Origin of the sequence: Natrinema hispanicum, from assembly GCF_004217335.1 — an archaeon.
In the GTDB taxonomy this organism is placed as follows: Archaea; Halobacteriota; Halobacteria; order Halobacteriales; family Natrialbaceae; genus Natrinema; species Natrinema hispanicum.
Genome location: NZ_SHMP01000004.1, coordinates 16,921 through 38,991, shown reverse-complemented (window position 1 = coordinate 38,991; position 22,071 = coordinate 16,921). Strand labels below are relative to the sequence as shown.

At 61.7% G+C, this 22,071-nt stretch carries 22 protein-coding genes; 11 read left to right on the top strand and 11 right to left on the bottom strand.

The annotated features are described in order from the left end of the window. Window positions 1–171 precede the first annotated feature (171 nt). On the bottom strand, window positions 172–1,005 hold the full coding sequence (locus BDK88_RS07230) for an alpha/beta fold hydrolase (protein WP_242611621.1): 834 nt from the start codon (window positions 1,003–1,005) through the stop codon (window positions 172–174). Between the two features lie 253 nt (window positions 1,006–1,258). Between BDK88_RS07230 and BDK88_RS07225 the strand changes: the two genes are divergently transcribed. Next, a complete protein-coding gene (locus tag BDK88_RS07225; RefSeq protein ID WP_130499855.1) occupies window positions 1,259–1,804 on the top strand; it encodes a DUF1684 domain-containing protein in 546 nt (181 codons plus the stop codon). Between the two features lie 24 nt (window positions 1,805–1,828). Here the strand turns inward: BDK88_RS07225 and BDK88_RS07220 are convergent, their stop codons facing one another. Continuing rightward, complete coding sequence (locus BDK88_RS07220; RefSeq protein ID WP_130499854.1) at window positions 1,829–2,398, bottom strand: VIT1/CCC1 transporter family protein; 570 nt, start codon at window positions 2,396–2,398, stop codon at window positions 1,829–1,831. A 12-nt stretch (window positions 2,399–2,410) separates the two neighbouring features. Continuing rightward, complete coding sequence (locus BDK88_RS07215) at window positions 2,411–2,704, bottom strand: DUF211 domain-containing protein (RefSeq protein ID WP_130499853.1); 294 nt, start codon at window positions 2,702–2,704, stop codon at window positions 2,411–2,413. 166 nt (window positions 2,705–2,870) lie between these two features. Here BDK88_RS07215 and BDK88_RS07210 point away from each other — a divergent pair, with 166 nt between their 5' ends. Further along, window positions 2,871–3,452, top strand: coding sequence for an HdeD family acid-resistance protein (locus BDK88_RS07210; RefSeq protein ID WP_130499852.1), 582 nt, complete (start codon window positions 2,871–2,873; stop codon window positions 3,450–3,452). Here the strand turns inward: BDK88_RS07210 and BDK88_RS07205 are convergent. From BDK88_RS07205 to BDK88_RS07190, 4 genes are all read right to left on the bottom strand, one after another. Continuing rightward, a complete protein-coding gene (locus BDK88_RS07205; RefSeq protein ID WP_130499851.1) occupies window positions 3,424–4,863 on the bottom strand; it encodes a TIGR00341 family protein in 1,440 nt (479 codons plus the stop codon). The two genes, BDK88_RS07210 and BDK88_RS07205, sit on opposite strands and share 29 nt — an antisense overlap. Before the next feature lie 190 nt (window positions 4,864–5,053). Then, complete coding sequence (locus BDK88_RS07200) at window positions 5,054–5,698, bottom strand: TMEM175 family protein (protein WP_130499850.1); 645 nt, start codon at window positions 5,696–5,698, stop codon at window positions 5,054–5,056. A gap of 183 nt (window positions 5,699–5,881) precedes the next feature. Further along, window positions 5,882–8,449: a calcium-translocating P-type ATPase, PMCA-type gene (locus tag BDK88_RS07195; protein WP_130499849.1), complete on the bottom strand. Its 2,568-nt coding sequence runs from the start codon at window positions 8,447–8,449 to the stop codon at window positions 5,882–5,884. A gap of 301 nt (window positions 8,450–8,750) precedes the next feature. Next, window positions 8,751–9,944: an MBL fold metallo-hydrolase gene (locus BDK88_RS07190; protein ID WP_130499848.1), complete on the bottom strand. Its 1,194-nt coding sequence runs from the start codon at window positions 9,942–9,944 to the stop codon at window positions 8,751–8,753. 228 nt (window positions 9,945–10,172) lie between these two features. Between BDK88_RS07190 and BDK88_RS07185 the strand changes: the two genes are divergently transcribed. The 3 genes from BDK88_RS07185 to BDK88_RS21105 all read left to right on the top strand — a co-directional run bounded on the left by BDK88_RS07185 (window position 10,173) and on the right by BDK88_RS21105 (window position 11,292). Next, window positions 10,173–10,418, top strand: a complete 246-nt coding sequence (locus BDK88_RS07185; protein ID WP_008012761.1) for a sulfurtransferase TusA family protein — start codon at window positions 10,173–10,175, stop codon at window positions 10,416–10,418. A gap of 104 nt (window positions 10,419–10,522) precedes the next feature. Beyond that, window positions 10,523–10,942: a hypothetical protein gene (locus BDK88_RS07180; RefSeq protein ID WP_130499847.1), complete on the top strand. Its 420-nt coding sequence runs from the start codon at window positions 10,523–10,525 to the stop codon at window positions 10,940–10,942. Between the two features lie 197 nt (window positions 10,943–11,139). Further along, complete coding sequence (locus tag BDK88_RS21105; RefSeq protein ID WP_165396919.1) at window positions 11,140–11,292, top strand: hypothetical protein; 153 nt, start codon at window positions 11,140–11,142, stop codon at window positions 11,290–11,292. Window positions 11,293–11,343: 51 nt separating this feature from the next. On the opposite strand, the gene BDK88_RS22280 is transcribed toward BDK88_RS21105, so the two are convergent. Continuing rightward, complete coding sequence (locus BDK88_RS22280; RefSeq protein ID WP_394342671.1) at window positions 11,344–11,505, bottom strand: rubrerythrin-like domain-containing protein; 162 nt, start codon at window positions 11,503–11,505, stop codon at window positions 11,344–11,346. A gap of 230 nt (window positions 11,506–11,735) precedes the next feature. Between BDK88_RS22280 and BDK88_RS07170 the strand changes: the two genes are divergently transcribed. The 3 genes from BDK88_RS07170 to BDK88_RS07160 all read left to right on the top strand — a co-directional run bounded on the left by BDK88_RS07170 (window position 11,736) and on the right by BDK88_RS07160 (window position 13,574). Next, window positions 11,736–12,158 (top strand): CBS domain-containing protein, encoded by a 423-nt coding sequence (locus BDK88_RS07170; protein ID WP_008012765.1) that lies wholly within the window; start codon window positions 11,736–11,738, stop codon window positions 12,156–12,158. A gap of 151 nt (window positions 12,159–12,309) precedes the next feature. Further along, window positions 12,310–12,939 carry a metal-dependent hydrolase gene (locus BDK88_RS07165; RefSeq protein WP_130499845.1) on the top strand — a complete coding sequence of 210 codons (630 nt, stop codon included), beginning with the start codon at window positions 12,310–12,312 and terminating at the stop codon, window positions 12,937–12,939. 74 nt (window positions 12,940–13,013) lie between these two features. Continuing rightward, window positions 13,014–13,574, top strand: coding sequence for a hypothetical protein (locus tag BDK88_RS07160; protein ID WP_130499844.1), 561 nt, complete (start codon window positions 13,014–13,016; stop codon window positions 13,572–13,574). Between the two features lie 27 nt (window positions 13,575–13,601). On the opposite strand, the gene BDK88_RS07155 is transcribed toward BDK88_RS07160, so the two are convergent. After that, the gene (locus BDK88_RS07155) at window positions 13,602–15,554 is read right to left on the bottom strand and encodes an archaea-specific SMC-related protein (protein ID WP_130499843.1); all 1,953 of its coding nucleotides are present in this window, start codon (window positions 15,552–15,554) and stop codon (window positions 13,602–13,604) included. A 64-nt stretch (window positions 15,555–15,618) separates the two neighbouring features. Next, complete coding sequence (gene rdfA / locus BDK88_RS07150) at window positions 15,619–16,242, bottom strand: rod-determining factor RdfA (protein ID WP_130499842.1); 624 nt, start codon at window positions 16,240–16,242, stop codon at window positions 15,619–15,621. Window positions 16,243–16,496: 254 nt separating this feature from the next. On the opposite strand from rdfA, the gene BDK88_RS07145 reads away from it, so the two are divergent. Next, window positions 16,497–18,752 carry an NADP-dependent malic enzyme gene (locus BDK88_RS07145; protein WP_130499841.1) on the top strand — a complete coding sequence of 752 codons (2,256 nt, stop codon included), beginning with the start codon at window positions 16,497–16,499 and terminating at the stop codon, window positions 18,750–18,752. 1,342 nt (window positions 18,753–20,094) lie between these two features. Here BDK88_RS07145 and BDK88_RS07140 read toward each other — a convergent pair. Then, window positions 20,095–20,910: an IS5-like element ISNpe14 family transposase gene (locus BDK88_RS07140; RefSeq protein ID WP_015298909.1), complete on the bottom strand. Its 816-nt coding sequence runs from the start codon at window positions 20,908–20,910 to the stop codon at window positions 20,095–20,097. 203 nt (window positions 20,911–21,113) lie between these two features. Here BDK88_RS07140 and BDK88_RS07130 point away from each other — a divergent pair, with 203 nt between their 5' ends. Both BDK88_RS07130 and BDK88_RS07125 read left to right on the top strand, forming a co-directional pair. Next, complete coding sequence (locus tag BDK88_RS07130; RefSeq protein ID WP_130499840.1) at window positions 21,114–21,593, top strand: Gfo/Idh/MocA family protein; 480 nt, start codon at window positions 21,114–21,116, stop codon at window positions 21,591–21,593. A gap of 253 nt (window positions 21,594–21,846) precedes the next feature. Beyond that, window positions 21,847–22,062 carry a hypothetical protein gene (locus BDK88_RS07125; protein WP_008012777.1) on the top strand — a complete coding sequence of 72 codons (216 nt, stop codon included), beginning with the start codon at window positions 21,847–21,849 and terminating at the stop codon, window positions 22,060–22,062. Window positions 22,063–22,071 lie beyond the last annotated feature (9 nt).

Genomic DNA, 22,071 nt, shown 5'->3' with positions numbered 1-22,071 from the left:
AGTCCGTCGCCCGTCACCGGCGCTCGAGAAACGCCGTAACCACAGCCGTCTCCGCCGTACACAGCAGTTCTCACCGGAACCCGGGTTTCGCTCGAGCGACAGATCAATCACGGTGGGTTGCCACCCTGGGTGCAGGTCGGTCGACCGGAACGGGATGGGATCTCGATTACGTCATCGATGCCTGGGTAACATCTCAGGAACAGTTTGAAGGAGGGTCTGCAGGTGATCAGCATCGTCGAGCACCCGTAACTGCGCGGTCGGGAGTTGTGCTGCAAGGCGGCGAACGCCGTCGATCGGGACGTTCGTGTCGTTCTCGCCGTGCCAGAAGCACACGTCGGTCTCGAGGTCATCCAGATCGACCCTCCAATCGGACGTCGTATTGCGGAAGTCGGTGACGGCACCGCGCCGGTGCCGGGCGAACGCGGTAACGAAATCGGCCTGTACGATCGCCGCGGCGTCGTCCGGGATCGACGCCGCGCCCCCAGCCGCCGTGTACTGGGAGACGACGAGCGATGGATCGAGTCGAGCGGCGAGCCACGCCTGGCCCCGGAAGAGGCCGCGAAGCAGGGTGGGCGTCCTCGTCGCCAAGCCTGCGAGTAGCCGTTGCGTCGCGGGTTGCTCCTCGCTGACGTCGGGTGGCACGGCCCCCGAAACGACATCGACGCGGGTGACACGATCCGATTGCGTCACAGCAGTCGCGAGCGCGTGTGGTCCACCACCTGAAAAGGCGACGAGACCCGCGCGCTCGACGTTTGTGTCGTCGAGGACGGTACTGACGACCGTGCCGGCGTCACGCAACGAGCGTGACGGCCACGGTGTCGAGTAGCCATAGCCGGGCCGCTCGAACGCAAGTAATCGAATCCCCTGTTCCCGTGCGACCGTCTCGAAGAGCGCTCCCAGTCGGTGGGAGCCGGGTGTTCCGTGGAGAAAGACGACCGGGACGCCATCCGAACAGCCGTATTCGGTGTAGGCGAGATTGCGGTCTCCGTCCAGCGATGTCGTCATCAGCTGACGACTGTCCCGGGCTGGTTCCCGGTGAGACGGATCAGAAACCCACTGTGACATTACCCGTCGATACTCACTGCTATCGTGAGTGAATACTGCCGGATCACTGCGGGGATTTATATAACGCAGTGGCGAGCGGGGAGTGACGACCGACCGCGTTCGCTGTCGGTTACACTTGCAGAGCCCAGTCGAGAGCAACCAACTCACGTCGCCCGATGAACCATATGTGTCGAGTCCGTACCGAACAGTACAGATGGCATCCGACTGGCGCGACGCGATCGAGACCCAGCGCGAACAGAAGGACCAGTACTTCGGCGAGCATCCACACTCGCCGCTCTCGCCGGACGAACGCGAGTCGTTCGACGGCCTCGAGTACTATCCCATCGACGAGGACTACCGGTTCGAACTCTCCCTCGAGGAGTACGACGACCCCGAGCGAATCACCGTCGGAACGAGTACGGACGGCGAACAGGAGTACCTCGAGTGGGGCGAGTTCCAGTTTACCGTCGACGGCGAGGACGTGACGCTACAGGCCTACAAGGCAGAGCCCGACGACGACCGCCTGTGGGTGCCCTTCCGGGACGCGACCAGCGGCGACGAGACCTACGGGGCCGGTCGATATCTCGACCTCGAGGTCGACAGCCACCGGACGAGCGACGGCGATTGGATCCTCGATTTCAACGAGGCATACAACCCGACGTGTGCTTACTCGGACCAATACGAGTGTCCGCTGCCGCCGATGGACAACTGGCTCGAGGTGCCGATCGAGGCCGGCGAGAAGAACTACGGGGATCACTGACCGGCTATCGCGGCCGCGTTGCGGTCAGCCAGGCAGGAACAGATTGAGAAACGCGACCACGATCCCCGCAAGCCCCATTCGGACGCCGGCGACGACCCAGTTTTGCTTCGAGATCGAGCCGAGGTACGCCCCGAACGTAAACAGGACGGCCACGCCGATTCCGACCGCGACCAGCGTCGCCTCGAGCAGCGAGAAAAAGACGTTGTGTGCGAGAAACGGTAACAGCGGCAGGATAATGCCGATCAGCGGGCCGATGCCGCTGGCGACCGCGTTGATCTTTCGGGCACCCGCCCGTCGTTGCTGGAGTTCCGTGTCCTCGAGATCGGTTAGCATGGCCTGTTCGATCCGCAGCAGCTCGGCCTGTTTCTCCGCGCGTTCGATCTCCCAGACGCTCCAGACGCCGGAGGTTCCCAGCCCGACGGCCGCGCCGAGCCCGATCGTCACGACGGTCAGTCCGTCGTCGATCCCCGACAGATACGCACCGACGACGACCCCGATGGCCGTCAGCGTGCCGTCGAAGCCGTTGGAGATGAAGTACCGCCGCGAGATCGACCTGACGTCTTCGTCCTCAAGCAGCGTGCGAATAGCAGTCACGGCTCGAAAATATCAGGGATCCTGTGGCGTTTCGTGGTCGTCGACCATACGTGTCCCACAGACGACGGCGTCGATCGAGTGGACGGTGCCGCCGAGGTCGGCGATAGCGTCCTCGACAGCGACTGTGTCGATGTCTTCACCCTCGAGCGTCACCTTGAGGTTCTGGACGACGCGATCAGTTTCGATCAGCGCGACGTTGACGCCGGCGATTCCCTCCTGGTCGGCGACGGTCTGGGCGAATTCGAGAATGTCGGGTTCGTGTGGCTTCATCACATCGAGAACGAGCCGTCGTATCGGGGCTGCCATGCTGTATCAGTCTCGCTCGATGCCCTTAGTGACGAGGGCCGATGGAGCCGAGCGGACTGTCAAAACGATGGAAAATCGCGTGACAGGTCGCCTCGAGAGAGCTATTAGTCGGAGAGAACTGGTGTTTACGGATGTCAGCGCCGTATCGTATACTGGGTGAGAGACAATGACAGACACTGTAGCGGACCAGTCGACTAGTATCGATTCCGATCACGATTGGCGCGTCCCAGCCGGCGGCGGCGTCTTGCTGGTCGTCCTCGGCGTGCTCGCGATCCTGTTTCCGTTCGTCACTGGGATATCGGTGTCGTTGCTCCTCGGTGCATTGCTCGTGATCGGCGGCTTCGCCCACGTGGCCCACGCGTTCTCGGTTCCCGGCTGGACTGGCAGCGTAGTCCAGTTGATTCTCGCAGTGATTTACGTCATTGCGGGGATCAGCCTGCTTGCGAACCCGGTAGTCGGGCTGACGACGCTGACGCTGCTCGTGATCGCGTACCTGTTCGTAGCAGGGATTTTCGAGATCGTCGCCGGGCTGAGCATGCCACGTGAAGCCAACGGGCTGTGGATCGCCGTCAGCGGCGTGATCGGACTCCTGCTGGCCGGCTTGCTCTGGGCCGGTTGGCCGTCGACCGCGCTGTGGGCGATCGGTGTGTTACTCGGCGTCAACCTGGTCGTCAGCGGCGTCGCGTTGCTGTCTGTCGGCTCGGCCGAGCGGCGCGTCATCAGCGACGAAACGGCCACTGCGGCGTGAATCGGTCGCCAACCGTTTTTGTGGCTCCGCCCGACACGTCTGGACCGACCGATACGAGCGGCCACTCCGCATGGGGCGTACTAGTCGCCACCGCACTCGTCGAGGTCCCGGTCGTCGGCGGAATCGGGTCGGACTCCTGACCGATAATGAATCCGATCCGAACGGCGACGTCCTCTCCGGACCGCTCCTCGAGGCGGCGATCGAGACGATCCGCGAGATCCGGCGGAACGGATTCGACAGTCGGCCGTCCGGCGATGACCGTGACGGTTGGATCGTGTCCGAGGAGGAGGTCCTGGGTATTGTAGTCGACTTCCACGCTCTCGAGTTCGTATTCCGAGAGTTCGGGCTCGTCGAAGAACTGTTCCGTTTCAGCGGTCGCCTGCTGCTCGAACGTCGTCGTCTGGTAGGCGGCGAGCGTGACCAGCCCAAGCACGACCGACAGCCCGACGAGCGCGATGACGAGCACCGCACCGCGCCTGAGCACCGACGCACGCACAGTTCCATGCTGGTCGGTCAGCTCGGGCCGATACCCACTGAGCCAGAAGATTGCCAGCGCAGAGAGGTTGATTGCCAGGAGATTGACCAACACCAGCACCGAGGCGCTCGCGGCCACGCCGGCGTATTCCCACGCGATGCCGAGCCCTGCCGTCGCCGCAGGTGGGATAAGCGCGACCGCGATTGCGACGCCCACAAGCGTCGACCCGGAGCCACGCGAGACGCTGATCGCGCCGGCGATTCCCGAGCCGAACGCAATAAACAGCGAGAGGAAGTCAGGACTCGTTCGCTCTGCGACCTGCGGGATCGTCCGGATGTCGGTTCCGGGTGGGACAATCACCGTTCCCTTGAGGAGTACCCCGAGCGCGGCGGCGACGGCGATCGCAAGCAGAAGACCGGTGACCTGCAGCGTGATGCCCCGTGTCGTCAGCTCGCGATCCGCCAGCACGCTGCCGGCGCTTGCGGTGATCGCCGGTCCCATCAGCGGTGCGACGACCATCGCGCCGATGATCGTTGCCGAGGAGTCAAGTAACAGCCCTCCCGTGGCGATGACAGTACTGAGCACGATGAACGCGAAATACGTCGAGAGCTCAGGTGCGAGACTCTCTGCGTTCGCCTTCAACTCATCACGCGAGAGACGGTCCCCGGGATAGAGCGCCTGCAGCGCCTGTATTCGCGTCGAGACGACGGTCTCGGTCGGTAACACGATGGTGTACGCGCTCTCGCTGACGCCAGCGGCACGCAGGTCATCGAGCACGGGCTCGACGCCAGTCGGCGGCACCGGGAACTGCACCATCGCTTCGAACTCGCCGCGGCCCGTCTCCTCGAAGATAGCGTAGTCGAGTTCCTGTTCGTCCAATGCCGCCACGACCGAATCGCGGTTCCCCTCCGGGATCAACACCTGCACGAGCCGCATAGGGACGATACGCCGAACGCACGTATAAAACAGAAGCGCGATAACACAACCCCCGACCGCGAGCGAGCAGAGCGACGCGTAGAAATCGTTCCGTAGTCGCTTTCAGTACAAGAAACTCTCGCCCTTGTTTGCCAGTCGCCGATCCGGACACACCTCGGCCGTCAAGTGTCCCAAACCCAGTGATGAACACTCACAGGGGCCGTTGCGATGCCTGCTCTAGACTATCGACGAGCCGTGACTGTAAGACGGCGTTTATCGGAACCAGGAGCCCCCAGGTGAGAACGGCCAGTGTCGGATCGACTGCCGCAACAGCGATCGAGAGGATGAACACCAGTGGTGAGGCGAAAAACCGAGCTTCCTGAACGAGCACGATCCGAGACGTGAGCCCCTCCTCCAAGAGATCCTGCCGTGACGCGTAGTTCCACAGGAGCGCGAGACTGAACCCAGTCAGTGCCAACACGCCCGCATAAACTGAGATCCCGAACTGATTCGGATAGGTGGTGAACAGACTCGTCCCGTACGGAACGAACGCGACCATCAGCAAAAATAGGAGATTGAGCCAGAGAAGCCCTCGATCGTGCTGTTCGATGTGGACGAAGACGTGACGGTGAAGCATCCAGTAGAGCCCGATAACCAGAAAACTCAGCGCGTAGCCGACGAACTCGTCCCACTGCTCGATGACGAGCTCAGGAAGGATCGACAGTGAACTCCCCGCCGGGACGGTCGGGACCGTGATTTCGAGCACTAACAGCGTGATCGCGATCGCGATCACACCATCGCTCAGCGCAATGAGTCGATCCGTTTCGTCGGTGTCTCGGCGAAAGGGATTGTCCATATTCGACACTACAGCACCCATCGGTATAGCTAATGGATACCAATGGCTGGCGAACGACCGTCTCGAGGACGAGCCGCTCGAGGTCGACGGCCGATATCCGAACGACGTGATTCGAATCGCGACTCGCGTGTCACGGCGCTGTGCTCCGGACAGCAGTGGTCGGCCAGCCGCTCTAAACCGTGCTCAGTCCTGCATGCGCCTGACGAAGACGGCAACCCCGAGATATCCTGGCAGACAAACAGCGAGGACGACGGCGATGAGGCCCCAGTCGGCCATGTCGAGTGGCACCGTCCCGAAATACTGGGAAAGCGGGGTATACAACACCGAGAGGTGCAGCAGGATCGAGACCGCGACGGACGCCGTGAGCCAGTTGTTCGATAGCACCGGCGTCTCGCGCAGCCACCGGATAACGTAGAGCCCGATGAGTTCGAGGAAGACGAAGCCGGTGAAGACAAGCGTCATCGTGCGTGGGGTGACGGCGGATGCTCCCTCGAGAGTGTAGAACATGAGTGCGAGGAGGACGATCGTGGTCACGGCACCCATTCCGCCGATCATGACGAGCATCGCGCGACCGATGATCCCCTGCTCGCGGTCGCGTGGCGATCGGTCCATCACGTCCTCACTTTTCGGATCCGAACCGAGTGCCAGCGCCGGCAACCCGTCGGTCACCAGGTTGATCCATAGCAACTGCACTGCAGGCAGGATGAGATAGCCGTACAGCGATGCGATGAAGACGAGCGCCACCTCGCCGATGTTCGCACTGAGAAGGTAGGCAACGAACTTCCAGATGTTATCGAAGATCGTTCGCCCGCGCTCGATCGCACGCTCGATCGTCGCGTAGTTGTCGTCGAGCAAGACCATATCCGAGGCCTGTCTAGCGACGTCCGTCCCGCGGATTCCCATCGCGACGCCGATGTCGGCGTTTTTCAGCGCCGGCGCGTCGTTGACGCCGTCGCCGGTCATCGCCACGTTGTGACCTCGGTCTTGCAGCGCCTGCAGGATGCGTACCTTGTGTTCTGGCGACGTGCGCGCGAAGACATCGACGGCCTCGACGCGCTCGCGCAGCCCCTCGTCGTCCATCCGTTCGATCTCCCGTCCCGTGAGCACTTCAGCGCCGATCCCGAGTCCGCTGGCGATCGCACCGGCCGTGCGGACGTTATCCCCGGTCACCATCTTCACGTCGATGCCGGCGTGTTCCGTCGCTGCGATCGCATCGGCGACTTCCTCTCGAGGTGGATCGATCATGCCAGCGAGTCCGACGAACGTCAGTCCGTCAGCGAGGTCGTCGGGACCAGTTGGCTCCTCACAGTAGGCCATCGCCAGCACACGCAGCGCGTCGTCGCCGAACTCGCGAACCGTCGTCTCAATCCGGTCGCGACTGTCGTCGGTCAGCGCCACCGGCCCGTCGGCGGTCAGAATTCGGTCGCAGTGGTCGACGACGACCTCCGGCGCACCTTTGACGTAGCCGACGTCGTCGTGGACCGTCCCCATCCACTTTCGATCCGAGGAGAACGGCACCTCACCACTCCGGGGATACTCGTCCCGCAGGTCCTCGAGATCGATCCCCCGACGGTCTGCCGCCTCGAGTAAGGCCTGCTCGGTCGGATCACCACTCTCGAGCGTCGCGTCGTTACAGAGTGCACCAATTTGTAAGAGCAGATCTTCACGGTCAGCGCGTTGCGTGTCCCCTGTCTTGCCGTCGAGATCGAGGACCATGTCGTTGACCCAGAGTCTGCTGACGGTCATCTGTCCCTTCGTGAGCGTCCCGGTCTTGTCCGTACAGACGACGTCGACAGCGCCCAGCGCCTCCACCGCCGGAAGTCGACGGACGAGTGCGTTCTCGTCGGACATCCGCCGGACGCCGAGCGCGAGCGCAAGCGTGACCACTGCCGGCAACCCCTCTGGAATGGCGGCGACAGCCAGCGAGACGGCCGTAAGCGCGGCCTGGATCGCAGCAGTCCCGCGTAGGAGCAACAGCGGGGCAACCAGTGCAGAAAGGACGAGAACGCCACCGCCGAGCATGCGACCCAGCTGGTCGAGCTCGGTCTGTAACGGCGTCTGCGTCTCCTCAGTCATGGCGAGTTCGCGGGCAATCGCACCGACCGCCGTCTCCATCCCAGTCTCGGTAATGACGGCCACACCCTTGCCGCGGGTGACGTTCGTCCCCTTATAGACCACACTCGTCCGCTCTGCGATCGGCGTCTCCGACTCGACCGGTGCGGTTGACTTCGAGACCGGGACACTCTCGCCGGTCAGCGCCGCCTCGTCGACCTGAAGGTCGGTCTCCTCGAGCAACCGACCGTCGGCGGGGACGACGTCGCCGCCTCGCAAGACGACGATATCGCCGGGGACGATCTCCTGGGCATCGATCTCGACGACCTCGCCGTCTCGGCGGACGGTAGCCGTCGGCGCGGCCATCTCGCGCAGCGACTCGAGGCTTCGCTCGGCGCGGTAGTCCTGGACGAAGCCGAAGATCCCGTTTGCGATGACGATAATGCCGATCAGAACTGCGTCGACAGTGTGGTCCGCCCAGACCGAGAGCACGGCCGCGACGATCAGCACCCAGATCAGGACGCTGTCGAACTGAGCGATAAAAATGTCGACCGGCGTCCGCCCGCCGCCTTCGATGATATCGTTCGCACCGTACTCCTCCCGTCGCCGGCGCACCTCGTCGCTCGTCAGTCCGTTGGGGTTCGACTCGAGGTCCTCGAGAACCCGTGACCACGGCTGCTCGTGTGGCGGGTCAGCCATCGCCACGGTATTCCAGCGCGATCCCTATAGTCGTACCCCGGAGTGGGAACGGCTATGTCGTAAACGATGGGCTGACGGTCCGGTGCTCGAGCATTTCAGGGCTAATGTCGAGATTGTGACATAGAAATCTGGCACGTAGAGCCACGAATACGAGAAGTCGAAACGCGAAACGAGGATCCGGGAATCAGGAAAGATCGAGTCACCGGCTGCTGTCACACAGCCGTCTAACTCGAGCGCATGGGATGAGTCGCCACGGACGATCCGAGAGGTGATCGGGCGAACCGGTATCGATCGGCTCCGCTTAGTCGCCTGCCAGCGATTCCTGGCTGGCGGCACAGTTGTTCGGGCCGAGCTCGAGTTCGAATGCTTCGTCGTCGTCGGCCTCCTGCTGGCCGAGGTTCGTCGGGATGATGTCCTCGTAGTTAGCCGGCCGTGGGGGCATGTCCGAGAGGATGAGCTCGACGAAGTCGTCTTCGTCCATCGTGAGCGCGTCCATCTCCTCCTCGAGCTGACCGATCGGAGCGGTGTAAGTGCCATCGTCGGCGGGCTCGGCGGCGTCGCTGAAGTGTGCGCCACCGATCAGCGTGTCGTCGGGTAGCGTCAGCACGCGCTCTTGCAGGCTCTCGTAGAGCTGGGCTGCGGCTTCGGGTGCGCCGTCGTCGCCTTCCTCGAGGTCGGGACGGGCGACGCTTTCGATGAACAGGCCGTCACCGGTCGCCAGCAGCGAGTCGTCGACCAGGTACGAGGTCATGCCGGAGGTGTGCCCGGGCGTGTAGACCGTCTCGATCGTCGCGTCGCCGACTTCGAACTCGTCGCCGTCCTCGGCGAGGGTCATCTCGTCGGCGTAGGTGACGCCACGCTGGACCGACGCGTCAGGGATGACGCCTTCGACGCCGACGGCGTCGAGTGCACGCACGCCGGAGATGTGGTCGGCGTGGATGTGCGTGTCGATCGCGTACTGCAGGTCGACGCCGAGTTCCTCAGCGTCGTTGAGGTAGCGATCCGTGAACGCGCGCAGTGGATCGATGACCGCGGCCTCGCCGCCGTCGACGACGAGGTAGCCCAGACAGCCCGAGGAGGGACGCTGGTACTGGTAGAGCGTGCCCGCGCCGTCGTACTCCGAGACCTCGACGCGCTCGTAGATGCGCGCCCAGCCGTTCATCCCGTCTTCGAGCTGGTTTGCGTCGTAGCCACGGTCTTTGAGCGTGGCTGCGACGAACTCGCTCGAGCCACCCTTCGCACAGAGGACCGTCACTTCACGGTCGTCGGGGATCTGTGCAAGAACGTCCTCGTCGATCTCGTCCTCGAGGAACTCGAAGTAGGGGATGTTGATCGACTCGACGCTGTCGCCGTCGATGTGCCACTCCTCGTACTCCGAGTTGGCGCGTACGTCGAGGAGCGTTACGTCCTCGCCCGCATCGATGCTCGCTTTGAGTTCGCTGGGGGTGATCGATTCGACCTCGACGTCTGGGGTTGGGAAGTCCGTGTCGTCCATTGTGTACACCAACGAGTACTGTCCCGTTCCACATAAAGCTTTGCATGGTCGTTCTACTATCGCACAATACTGGCTCGCCAAACAATGGGTAGATTGGAATACTGTGTCCGTATGAGCTATTTGCCGCGTTTGTATTTTGTGCAGTTGTTTGCATACTCCACAAGAATCAACAACCTTTTGAAGCCGTAGTCGATATTGTGGAATAGCTCCAAGAGAGCACACAAAACTATGAGTTCGGAATACCAGATCGCGGAGACGCTCGACGTGAAAGGTGCATCGTGTCCCATGCCGGTTGTCCAAACGAAGTCTGCCATCGACGACCTCGCCGACGGCGAGATCCTCGAGGTAGTCGCCACGGATTCGGGGAGCATGAGCGACCTCGACGGCTGGGCGACTGGCACGGACGGCGTTGAGCTGCTCGAGCAAGTCGAGGACGGCGACGTCTACAAACACTACGTCAAGAAGACGGCCTAAGCGGCGCGACGGGACATTTTATTCAATTCTGCGTGCGCTTGCGTGAGACGGATAGCCGTCTCGAAGGCGACGTTTGATGGGTCTCGGCACAGAACCCCGATGTGATGACCGCCGACGATCGGTACAAGCTGTTCGGTGTCTACGTCTCTCAGGACGTGTTCGACGCGCTCGCCGACTACCTGTACGAAGCGGCCGGCGTCGTCGACTACGAGAGCTACTTCGACCCGTCGGAGTCGACGATCCCCGAGGGTGATCCGGGTGCTGACGCGACCGACAGGCTCGTTTCAGACCTCGTCACTGAATTTGCCGACCTCTACGACGAGGCGGCCTTCGAAACTGCCCGCGAGGTCGACGCCGACGCGTTCGACCTCGCGTATCTCGCTGCCGAGCCACAGACGGTCGCGAACGCCCGCGAACGCTTTCAGGCGGCGGCAACGATTCAAGCGGCGGATCTGCGGACGATCCAGACCGCGATCCTGGCGGCGTACCTCTCGCAGGCGACCACACGTGAGATCGACGACTGAGACGGGCTGCTGTCCCGATGTCCCGGTGGGCCCGCAGGACGGTCGCGGCCGGCCGGCACTGACTGACAGGAGTCCGTATGAGACGGGCTACCGGGCGTCGTCATCGGGCTGGCGGTCGTCGCGCTGACCGTCGTCGGCATCACGGGCGGTATCCTCGGTGCGTCGATTGGCGGCCCGCCCCGCTTCGGATCAATCTGATGACGACACTGGTGACCGTCGCTATCCTCGTTCACAACGTCAACGAGCTCGTCAAAGAATGGCTCCGGACGGAGCAACACGTTGGCAGTCTGATGGATAGGCGCGAGACGTGTGACATCGAGCTCCGATCAGTGAAAACGCTTCCTGGGTGAACAAGCGCGGGACCGCAGGTCGCACACCGGGCGACGAGCGATCGCTCCGATTCACTCCCGCGTATTGCTGAGGTTCTGCATCTCTCCCGCACAGTGCGCACAGGCGGCTTGATGACGTGCTTTCGTTCGCGCTCCGCAGACCATACATTCGTACAGGTTTTTCTGTTTAGAGGTAGTTGACTTCACGCTTACCACGACAAAACTACCATACACAACCAAATAAAAGCTCCGTCAGTCAGCCTGTCAGATCTTCCCGGCTGCGACTAGCTGAGAGTCTCGTACTCGAGCGCACAGTTGGTCGCTACGCCGTTGCAGACCAGATATGGTGAGCCATGATCTGAGGTGGTGTGTGCGACCGGAAGAGAGGACTGTCGATCAGGTTGGCACATTGATAGCTGCGAGGGATTATGCTACTGGTCGTGGGACCGACGAGTGAGCCACCCATGCCAGTCCAGAATCTCGCTCGGAGCGACATTGTCACCGCCGCACCCGACGAATCGATTCAGGAACTCGCAGCGACGATGCAAGACGAGGGCGTCGGCTGTGTCGTGATTACTGACGACGACGCGCCGGTCGGAATCGTGACCGACCGCGATCTGGTGATGGAAATCCTCGCGTCCGGAACCGATCCGGGCACGGTCGTCGCCGAAGACGTGATGTCGAAGGACCTGTGTACGATCGAAGATCGAGCGGGCTTCTACCACGCCACTGAACTGATGAGTGAACACGGCGTTCGACGGCTTCCCGTGACGGACTCGGACGGCACTCTGACGGGCATCATCACGATCGACGACCTCAACGAACTCCTCGCGGACGAACAACAGGAGCTCGCGGGCGTCATCCGGCAACAGCGACCACCATACTGAGTGTACAGCGGGTCCAGTTGACCGATCCACCAGCCCAACGACTCCTGCATGCCGACACGTCGACAGCGATGTGGGGCACACCTATGGATAGTGTTGACATAGCATTGTAACCGACATACTCAAAGGGTTGTGTCGCCTGGAATGTAACACAATGATGCTGCCAACGCACGTGCTCGTTGGACTTGCGCTTGCACTCCCCGTCGCAGTCGCCGTCCCCGAGCACGCCGACATCGCGCTCACTGCAGGGTTGCTCGGTGGCCTCATTCCGGATCTGGATATGTATATCGGCCACCGAAAGACGCTGCACTATCCGGTCTACTACTCGGCACTCGCCGCCGTGGCAGCACCGGTCGCCGCGCTCGCCCCGACGACGGCGACGATCGCTGCAGCGATGGGGCTCCTCGGTGCGGCAGCTCACAGCGTGATGGACGTCTTCGGCGGCGGACTCGAGCTCCGGCCGTGGGAAGCAACCTCGAGCCGGGCCGTCTACAACCATTACCACGACCGCTGGCTCGCACCGCGACGGTGGATCCGGTACGACGGCGCACCCGAGGATCTGGTCCTCTCGGTGGTCGTCGCCGTCCCGCTCCTGTTCGCGCTCGAGGGCACACTCCGCATGATCGTCGGCACGGCCGTGCTGATCGGGGTCGTCTATACCGCCGTGCGACGGCTGCTCCCGGCGATCGCGGAAGTGCTGATCGCGGGCTATCTGCTCCAAGCGATTCCGGATCACATGCTTGCGCGGCTGCCCGCCCGGTACGTCCCTGAATACGTCGAGTGATCGATCGAACGGCAGCGTCGGCGCGTTTCTGTCGGAACTATTATCAGTTGCGGCTATAACCTGTGAGCAAACACATGCAGACCTCGGTAGCGACAGAGGCCGAACGTGGGATCCGATATTCGCTTCTCGCCGTGGTCGCTATCGGCTACCGTCGGCGGGACCCGGGTGCGGTCGTCAACGCACTCATCGCGCTTGTGGCGACGTACCTTCCCGGCCGCCTCGAGCGCCGATACGACGTGACCTTCCGATCGTGGCAACGCGTGTATCTCACCAGCGCGATGCTTACCCACGCCATCGGCATGCTCGGCCCGTACGATGATATCTGGTGGTGGGACCACATGACACACACCCATTCAGCAACGCTGCTCGGTGGGCTGACATTCGCTGCCGCCCGGCGAAACGATCACGACCCCGGCCCTCGAGTCCTCGGTGTCGTCGCCTGCGCCGGCGTCCTCTGGGAGATCGCCGAGTACATTGTCCACGCGACGGCGAACCACCTCGGCTGGGAACCACTGCTCGTCTCCTACGGGAAAGTCGACACCGCTCTCGATCTCGTGTTCGACCTCGTCGGCGCGCTGTTGGTCGTTCTCCTCGGCGATGCCTTCCTCGAGAATTTGGCAGAGACCGACGAGTAGCGTGTGCGCCCCGCAGTGGCGTGGTGTCTATATCTCCCGCACGTACGAATACGAGTCCGGGAGCGCTTCGGCGTCCTCACGGAGCAAGGCGACGACGAGACAGTCGGCGTAGTCCTCAAGGTATTCGACGAGGGCGGCGATCCGATCCGCATCGATCGCCTCGAGCGAATCGAGTAGCATGAACGGAACGACGTCGTAGACATCGTGAACCAGATAGCCGGCGAGTGCAACGACCAGGCCCGTGACCTCGCGCTCGCTCTCCGAGAGGTGATCGATCGTGTCCTCGTAGCTCGTCCCATCCGCGGTCGATCGGACGATGTGTAGATCGAACGCCGTTTTCGTGACCGTCTGACGACCCTCACGAACCGTCTTCTCGCGGCGGTCGATCCAGATGCGATCGAGGTTCTCGTACTCGAGCAGCGAGAGAATCGAGTCCATGTGCTCGTTGAACGCATCGACGGCGGTTTCTTCGAGCCGGTCGACGCGGGTCCGACACTCGGTGAGGGCTTCCTCGACGGTCTCGCGTCGATCCTCGAGGTCGTGTCGGTCTGCGAGTGTGGCCTCGATCTCGTCGATTCGGGCCTGCACCTCGTCGCGTTCGGTCTCGAGACTCTCGCGTTCGAGTTCGAGGCGGTTCAGTTCGCGGTGGGTCTCGATGATGTCGCTATACTCGGCGTCCTCGAACGTGTCGGCGTCCGATTCGAGGTCGTCGATGCGGGCTCGCTGTTCGTCGCGTTCGGCCTCGAGTTCCTCGATGCGGTGCTGTCGACGCTCGAGGTCGTCCTCGATCGCCGAGAGCCGCGTTTCGATCTCGCCTCGTCGTTGTGATCGCTCGCGAAGCGCTTTCCGGCGGCTCGTGAGGTCGTCGATCTGTGCCTGCAACTCGCTCCGTTCCTCGAGTTTGTGGTGGCGGAGCGACCGGAGCCGCTCGAGCGTCGACTCGATCCGGCCGCGATCGACGTGTGAGCCACACGTCCAGCAGACGACGTCGTCATCGGCGAGGAGTTGCTCGGTGACGTCGCCGTCGGTCTTGGCCTCCGAGTCAGCTGCTTCCTCGAGTTCGATCTCGACGCCATCGTCTGTGAGACGGTCCTCGTTGAACCGGATCACACTCTGCAGTTCGCTGACGGTCGTATCGAGCGACCGCTTCCGAGCGCGAAGCTCCTGAATCCGTCCCTCGAGTCGATCCGGCGATGGCTGCTCGTCGTCGAGGGTGGCCAGTTCCGCCTGCAGCTCGTCGCGTTCGGCTTCGAGTTCGGCGTAACTCTCCCGTTCGGTCTCGAGATCGTACTCGATGGACTCGAGTTCGGTTCGCGCCGCCTGCAGGTCGGCAAACGCCGACTCGATCGCGTCTTTCCGGGCGCGGCTCGCCTCGATGTCGACCTCGAACTCGTCGAGTTCGGTTTCGAGAGCGGAGATCCGGTCGGTTACAGACTCGATCTCGTCGTCGAGAGCGGTCCGTTCTTCTTCGAGCCCGGGAAGGTCGGTTTCGAGCTGGGCGAGGTGTTCGAGCCGGTCATCGAGGTCGCGTTTTTCAGCCTCGAGGGAGTCGATTTCGGCCTCGATCTCGTCCGTATCGATCGGGCGCATGATGAGTTCGCGAAGGTCATCACCGCTTCTGACGGCGCGGCGTGCTTCGTTGGACTCGAGTTGGAAGGCAAAGAGATCAGCAAGCTCGGGATCGTCGAGATAGGGCTCGCCGTCAAAGACGACCTCGCCGTTGCATCGCTCGAGTGTACGCGTGTACTGCCGACCGTCGAGTGTCAGTTCGACGCGACCGGCGTCTGCGTCACCTTTGAGCGAGGTCTGACGGCTCCCCAGCGCCGCCATGATCGTCTGGAGAAACGACGTTCGGTTCGTCGCGTTCCGGCCAGTCAACACGTTTACACCGGGTGTAAGTGTGACCTCGGTACTGTCGATACCGCCGATATTCTCCGCCAGAACGGTAATCGAGGAGGAGACTGACGCTGGAGATGACACGATCGATGGTTCTCGCCGGCCAGTATAAATGTTATTTGGTTACAGGAACCCCGGCTGCCTCACGCTACGAGCCGTCGGCGATCTCACAGTCGCAGTCACCCTGATCGAGCAGTGTCGCGATCGGGTAATCAGCCCCACAGTTGCCACAGATCGCACGGACGTCGACGAATACCTCGTAGTCTCGGTCCGCGATCTCGCCTGCATTGCCTAACTCCTCGAGTGTGGATTCGGTGACGACTTGCGTTCGACCGGCGAGTCGCTGGACGGTCTCGGTCTTTCGCTCGAGTCGGTCGTCGGTGTCCGCTTCGGGAAGCGATGCATTGCGGACGTTCGTCAGGTACGTATAGATCGTTTGATGCGTGACGAAGTCCGAACTGACCGCATCGATATCGACACCCGTTCGTTCCAGTTCACGGCGCTTTCTGACCGTCTCGGAGCGGGAGACGTCGTCGTCAGTCAGCGTCCGGTAGAGGGTTTCGATGTCGGACTCGACCATCGAGCCGCCAGCATCGCGGACGGCTGCCCGAAGGACCGCCCTGTTGAACTCGGCTGCAAGATCGCGAAGACTCGTTCGCTCCGTCCCGTCGCCGACCCATTTCGCCTCGAGACGGTCACCCCACGACTCGAGGTCGTACTCGTCTATCACGCGCTCGACTTTGGTTTGGCGGCGACTCGAGCCGTCAGTCATACCGAATGCCAGTGATGCCTGTCGTACAAATGTTGTGGTTAGAATATCGATGGCCGGCGTCTCGAATCGCGGTGTCGAACGAGCGGCGGGTGGCTGCCGAGCCGATCGCGTTGTGACACACGATGAGTGTATTTTCGGTCAGGATACCGTCAGACGTGATCTGCCGGGTTTGCCGACGTATGTTTTCGATTGAAAGGATATTCGACTACAACCGTACACTTTTGCTGGTGCAGCGGAGACACACGGACAGACCAATGGACGAAGACGCGCTCGAGTACCATCGGGGCGACCCACCGGGCAAGATCGAAATCGCGACGACGAAGCCGACGAACACGCAGCGTGATCTCTCGCTTGCGTACTCGCCGGGTGTCGCTGCCCCGTGTCTCGAGATCGACGACGATGAGACCGCCGCCTACCAGTACACGACGAAAGGGAACCTCGTCGGTGTAATCTCGAACGGCTCGGCCGTCCTCGGGCTCGGCGATATCGGTGCACAGGCGTCGAAACCCGTCATGGAGGGCAAGGGTGTCCTGTTCAAGCGCTTCGCGGACATCAACGTCTTCGACATCGAACTCGCCCACGACGACACCGACGCGTTCGTCGAGTCGGTCGCCGCGATGGAACCGACCTTCGGCGGGATCAATCTCGAGGATATCGCAGCGCCCGAGTGTTTCGCTATCGAGGAACGACTCCGCGAGCGCCTGTCGATCCCTGTCTTCCACGACGACCAACACGGCACCGCCATCATCAGCGGGGCTGCGCTGCTCAACGCCATCGAAATCTCGGGGAAAGACCTCGCCGACCTCGAGGTAACGTTTGCGGGCGCAGGTGCAGCCGCGGTCGCGACGGCGCGGTTCTACGTCTCGCTGGGGGTTAAACGGGAGAACATCACGATGTGTGACATCGACGGGATCTTGACGACCGAGCGGGCCGAAGCCGGCGATCTCAACCCGTACAACAGAGCGTTCGCACAGGACCGCCCCGACGGGGAGCTGGCAGACGCGATGGTCGGCGCGGACGTCTTCGTTGGCCTCTCAGCTGGCGGTATCGTTTCGCAAGAGATGGTGCGAGCGATGGCCGACGACCCGATTATCTTCGCGATGGCCAATCCCGACCCGGAAATCGGCTACGAGGAAGCCAAAGCGGCCCGCGACGACACCGTCATCATGGCCACCGGGCGCTCTGACTACCCCAATCAGGTCAACAACGTGCTGGGCTTTCCCTTCATCTTCCGCGGTGCGCTCGACGTCCGCGCGACCGAGATCAACGAGGACATGAAAGTCGCAGCGGCGAGGGCGCTGGCCGACCTCGCGAAACAGGACGTGCCCGACGCGGTCGTCAAAGCCTACGGCGACGAACCGCTGCAGTTCGGCCCCGACTACATCATTCCGAAGCCACTCGACGCGCGCGTCCTCTTCGAAGTCGCCCCCGCGGTTGCCCGCGCGGCGATCGAGTCAGGCGCAGCCCGCATCGATCTCGACATCGACCGATACGTCGAACGACTCGAGGCCCGACTCGGGAAATCCCGCGAGATGATGCGCGTCGTCCTCAACAAGGCCAAATCCGATCCGAAACGGATCGCGCTGGCGGAGGGAACCGACGAGACGATCATCCGTGCAGCCTCACAGATGGTCGACCGCGGAATCGCAACCCCGGTTCTGATCGGTGACGAGCACGAAATCCGCGAGACGGTCGCAGCTCTCGGTCTCGAGTTCGAGCCCGACGTGGTCGACCCAACGAGCGGTGCGTACGCGGCCTACGCCGACCATCTCTACGAGCGCCGGAAGCGAAACGGCATCACCCGCCGCGAGGCCACGTCGCTGATCCATGACGATACCAACTACTTCGGGAGCGTCATGGTCGATCGTGGCGACGTCGACGCGATGTTGACGGGGCTGACGAACCACTACCCGTCGGCGCTGCGCCCGCCGCTGCAGGTAATCGGCACGGCCGCCGACGCCGACTACGCGGCCGGCGTCTACATGCTGACGTTCACGAATCGTGTGGTCTTCGTCGCCGACGCGACGGTCAATCAGGCCCCCGACGAAGACGTTCTCGAGGAAGTCACCCGCCACACGGCCGAGTTGGCTCGGCGGTTCGATGTCGAGCCACGCGCAGCGTTGCTCTCGTACTCCGATTTCGGCAGCGTCGACAACGAGGGCACCCGCAAACCCCGCGAGGCAGCCCGACGGCTCCGCGAGGATCCCACGATTGACTTCCCCGTTGATGGCGAAATGCAGGCCGATACCGCCGTCCTCGAAGAGATGGTAACTGGGACCTACGAGTTCTCCGAGTTGGAGCAGCCCGCGAACGTACTGGTCTTCCCGAACCTCGAGGCAGGAAATATCGGCTACAAGCTGCTCCAGCGGCTGGGTGGGGCCGACGCGACTGGCCCGATGCTCGTTGGCATGGACAAGCCGGTTCACGTGCTCCAGCGTGGCGACGAGGTCAAAGACATCGTAAACCTCGCGGCTGTCGCGACGGTCGACGCCCAGAGCGACAGTTCCTGACCGACGATCGCGCTCTGCCAGGTCAAAAGCCACTCGCTCGTCGACGCGACCGGCAACCGTCGCCGACCCCATCGTCGATGTCGGCCGGCATCCCGTTCCAGAGTCGTGTCGTCGATTCGGAAGGCGGCGATCAATTACACGGATAGGAATGTAATTCTAGCAGGTATATCCGAGCAGCATACCTACAGGAACCCGACAGTTGTGGTGATGGGGACGACGGAGCCAAACCGCGATGTGGGCGTTCGCTGCTACGCGAGACACGATAGCTATTTGATTTCAATAATAAACGAAATACTGAGAAGAAGGTACTCATAGTGTTCAGAGCATCGTGACTACGCTTCCGAGTCCAGCAGTACGGAACCCGAGGTTCAAACGGCCCAAAAGCGGCTCGATTGCTGCTTTCACCGGAATTACTCTTTCTCATCCCCAGCGTATTACGTCATGCTTATAGGGCAATCGTGACTCATCTAGCAGCGTGATACGTTCCGGCTCTGAAGCGGCTTTCAACCGTTTGTTCGTTGATTTATGCGAAGCTAGACAGTTGCATCCGTGATGATCTCGGCGTGAAGGGGGCTAATTACCAGTCCCGCATAATTTCGACGATGGAACGTATTGATAATCTAGTAGCTTGGTATATACATCAGCTATTATTTATTTCAGAGTGAGGACTGTCCGACACGTCTCGAGGATGGGAGCCGATCGTACGTACCGGACAGCAGTGTCGAATGTGGGACACTCGATGGCACAGAACACAGTCACCGTCGTCTTTGCCCCAACCTGTCGCTCGTTCGGTTGTGAGTTGGCACTTTCCGATTCGCGTATCGGGGAACCCCGGGCGGAGCGGGGGGAGCCGCCCTGGGCGTGAGAGACATGAGCGTACTCGAAGCGGGGGCGAGTCCACGTCCGAGCGATCCGGGCACGAACGCACGCAATCGGCTGTCAGCGCGTCGCTTGAGCCGAGCGTGTACCCGGCGGGGGTTTGCAACCCCGCACGTCTGTCGATGGGTGATTCACCAATAGTTATGCAGCCGCTTGGTACGGTGTAGCGACACCAAACCACACGCAGGCAGCGTATAACGGCGTATAGCGTCGTGCTACTGCCCAACGTTGGACTCGAGCTGCTCTGTTGAACGCAAGACGGCGGCAGTATTGAAATTTTGATATTCAGGTAGATGGCGTTAGAACTCCTGTACTGATGGTTTTGAGATCTGGATGATGTGGGAGGAGTCCAGTTCGTTGATTCTGCAACCATCAGAATTAGGTCACTTTGTGAGAACCCGTACGTGGATGACGGCGATGTCTCTGGCGGATACGTCCAGAGAAAGAGAGCAGGCGGCGAGCCCTAACTCGCCGCCTGCGATAGGTTATGCACGATACACTTGCGCGTGAGCTCTCGGAACTGGCCGTGCCAGCTCCGAGAGCGTAACTTCTCACCGTCATCCTTCAGTAGTGAGAACGCAGTCTCACTCAGTGTCCGCTGATGGTACAGATCTTCGTCCATCCGAGCGTTATGCGCTTTCTTCAGCGCATTGTGCTCCTTGTGCTTGATTAGCGGTCGTGTCGCGCCAGCGCGACACTCCTCTCTGAGATCTGACCACGAATAGTTCGCATCTGCAAGGAACTCTTGCAGGTCTTCGGCGTTGCGCCGATAGACCTGCAAGCCGATGTGTCCGTCCCACTTGCGCTTCGTCGTGAAATGAACGTCTTTGATCGCCAGTGACTCTGTATCGACCAAAACCGTCGTCTTCAGCTTATGAAACGAGAAGCCAGCACGATTCCGGTAATGATAGCTGGTCTGATCTCGCTGGAAGCCACTGGCGTCGATTGCTGCTGTTCCCGACCAGCCAGCCTGCTCCGCACTGCGGCGGAGCAGGCTGCGGAGCTCACGCATGTCGACCTGTTGCTCCCATCGACAGAGCGTGGTGTGATCCGGCGATTTGTCGATGTTGAGCTCTTCACGGATGGCTCTGGAGTCATTGAACCATGCTTCAGTCTCTCGGAAATCTTTGTCGAGTTCCGCATGCAAGAGGATAAACGCGATCTGAGCCCACTCGGCGAACCCGCTGGCGCCGTCCGGCGCAGCGGGTTCGTCAGGGTTATCCACGTGCTGTTTGGCAAGATTCTTACACTGCCGTATGATCGGTCGTTTCGACCTCATATCGCCAGACGGCGTCCAATTCCCCACAAGTCTCACGGAATTCAGCCGAGAACAAGGCTGAAACTGGTGCTATTCGACGCTGCAACAGAGCAACTCGAGCCGAAAACTCGAGTTTCCCACATAGTCACAGGACGATCCCGAACGAACAGCGACTGTTGCTTGCGACGCCTCCAGACGGGGACTGCGCCAGTCCGTGGAGACCTATGAGCAACGAACGTCGACACCGACCACTTCGAATCGGTATCGTCGGATTCGGATATATCGGGACGACCGTCGGTGAACAGTTTCACCGCCACTCGGACGCGATCGTCGCCGCGCTCTGTGACCTCGACGGGGCCGTTCGCGACGAAGTGGGTCGCCAGTTCGACGTGTCTGCCGACCGGCAGTACGCCACGTACGAGGCGATGCTCACGGAGACGCCACTCGACGCAGTACTCGTCGGAACTCCCCATATGCACCCCTACGAGCAGGTCCTCGCTGCCCTCGATAGCGGCTGTCACGTCTACTGTGATAAGCCGCTGACGACCGATTTAGAGCGGGCGAGCGACCAGCCCTTGTCGATGATGGTTCGTCCCGAAAACCTGCTACGGACGACTGGACGTCAGTACCGGTGGGACCGCGACCCGCCCTGGGTCCCACCGGGACAGCGGGACAGCAGACCGTATGACTCATCGGGAGTGTAACGTTCTCGTTTCGTCTCGAAAGACAGTTTTTCGAGAACGTAATTCGTTCGCGAATCGTCGACACGAAACCCGCTTCTGGCTTGCGATTATGCAGGTATTACTCGCGTTCGATCCGGCTCGAGCGACCCGCAATGCCGGAGGGGGCTGTCCGAATCCGTGTCGACAACTGCGACCCGGGTAAGAACCCTATAGTCTCGTGTCCCGGTCGGTTACAAGCCGGATAACTACAACCAGTAGTGGCCATCGAACGGATATGATCACCTGCACTAACTGCGAGACCGCCCAGTTTCTGCAGATCACCCAGAGCCGGGTCTACTTCGAGGACGGCGAGATGATCAACGAAATCTCTGAGACCTACGAGTGTACCCTCTGTGGTGCGACCGGCCAGTACGTCTACGACGAGGACAGCGACGAGGAAAGCATCACCGGCGACGTCGAGCACACGACGGAACGGCCGAAGTACGCCTGACTGGTGGCC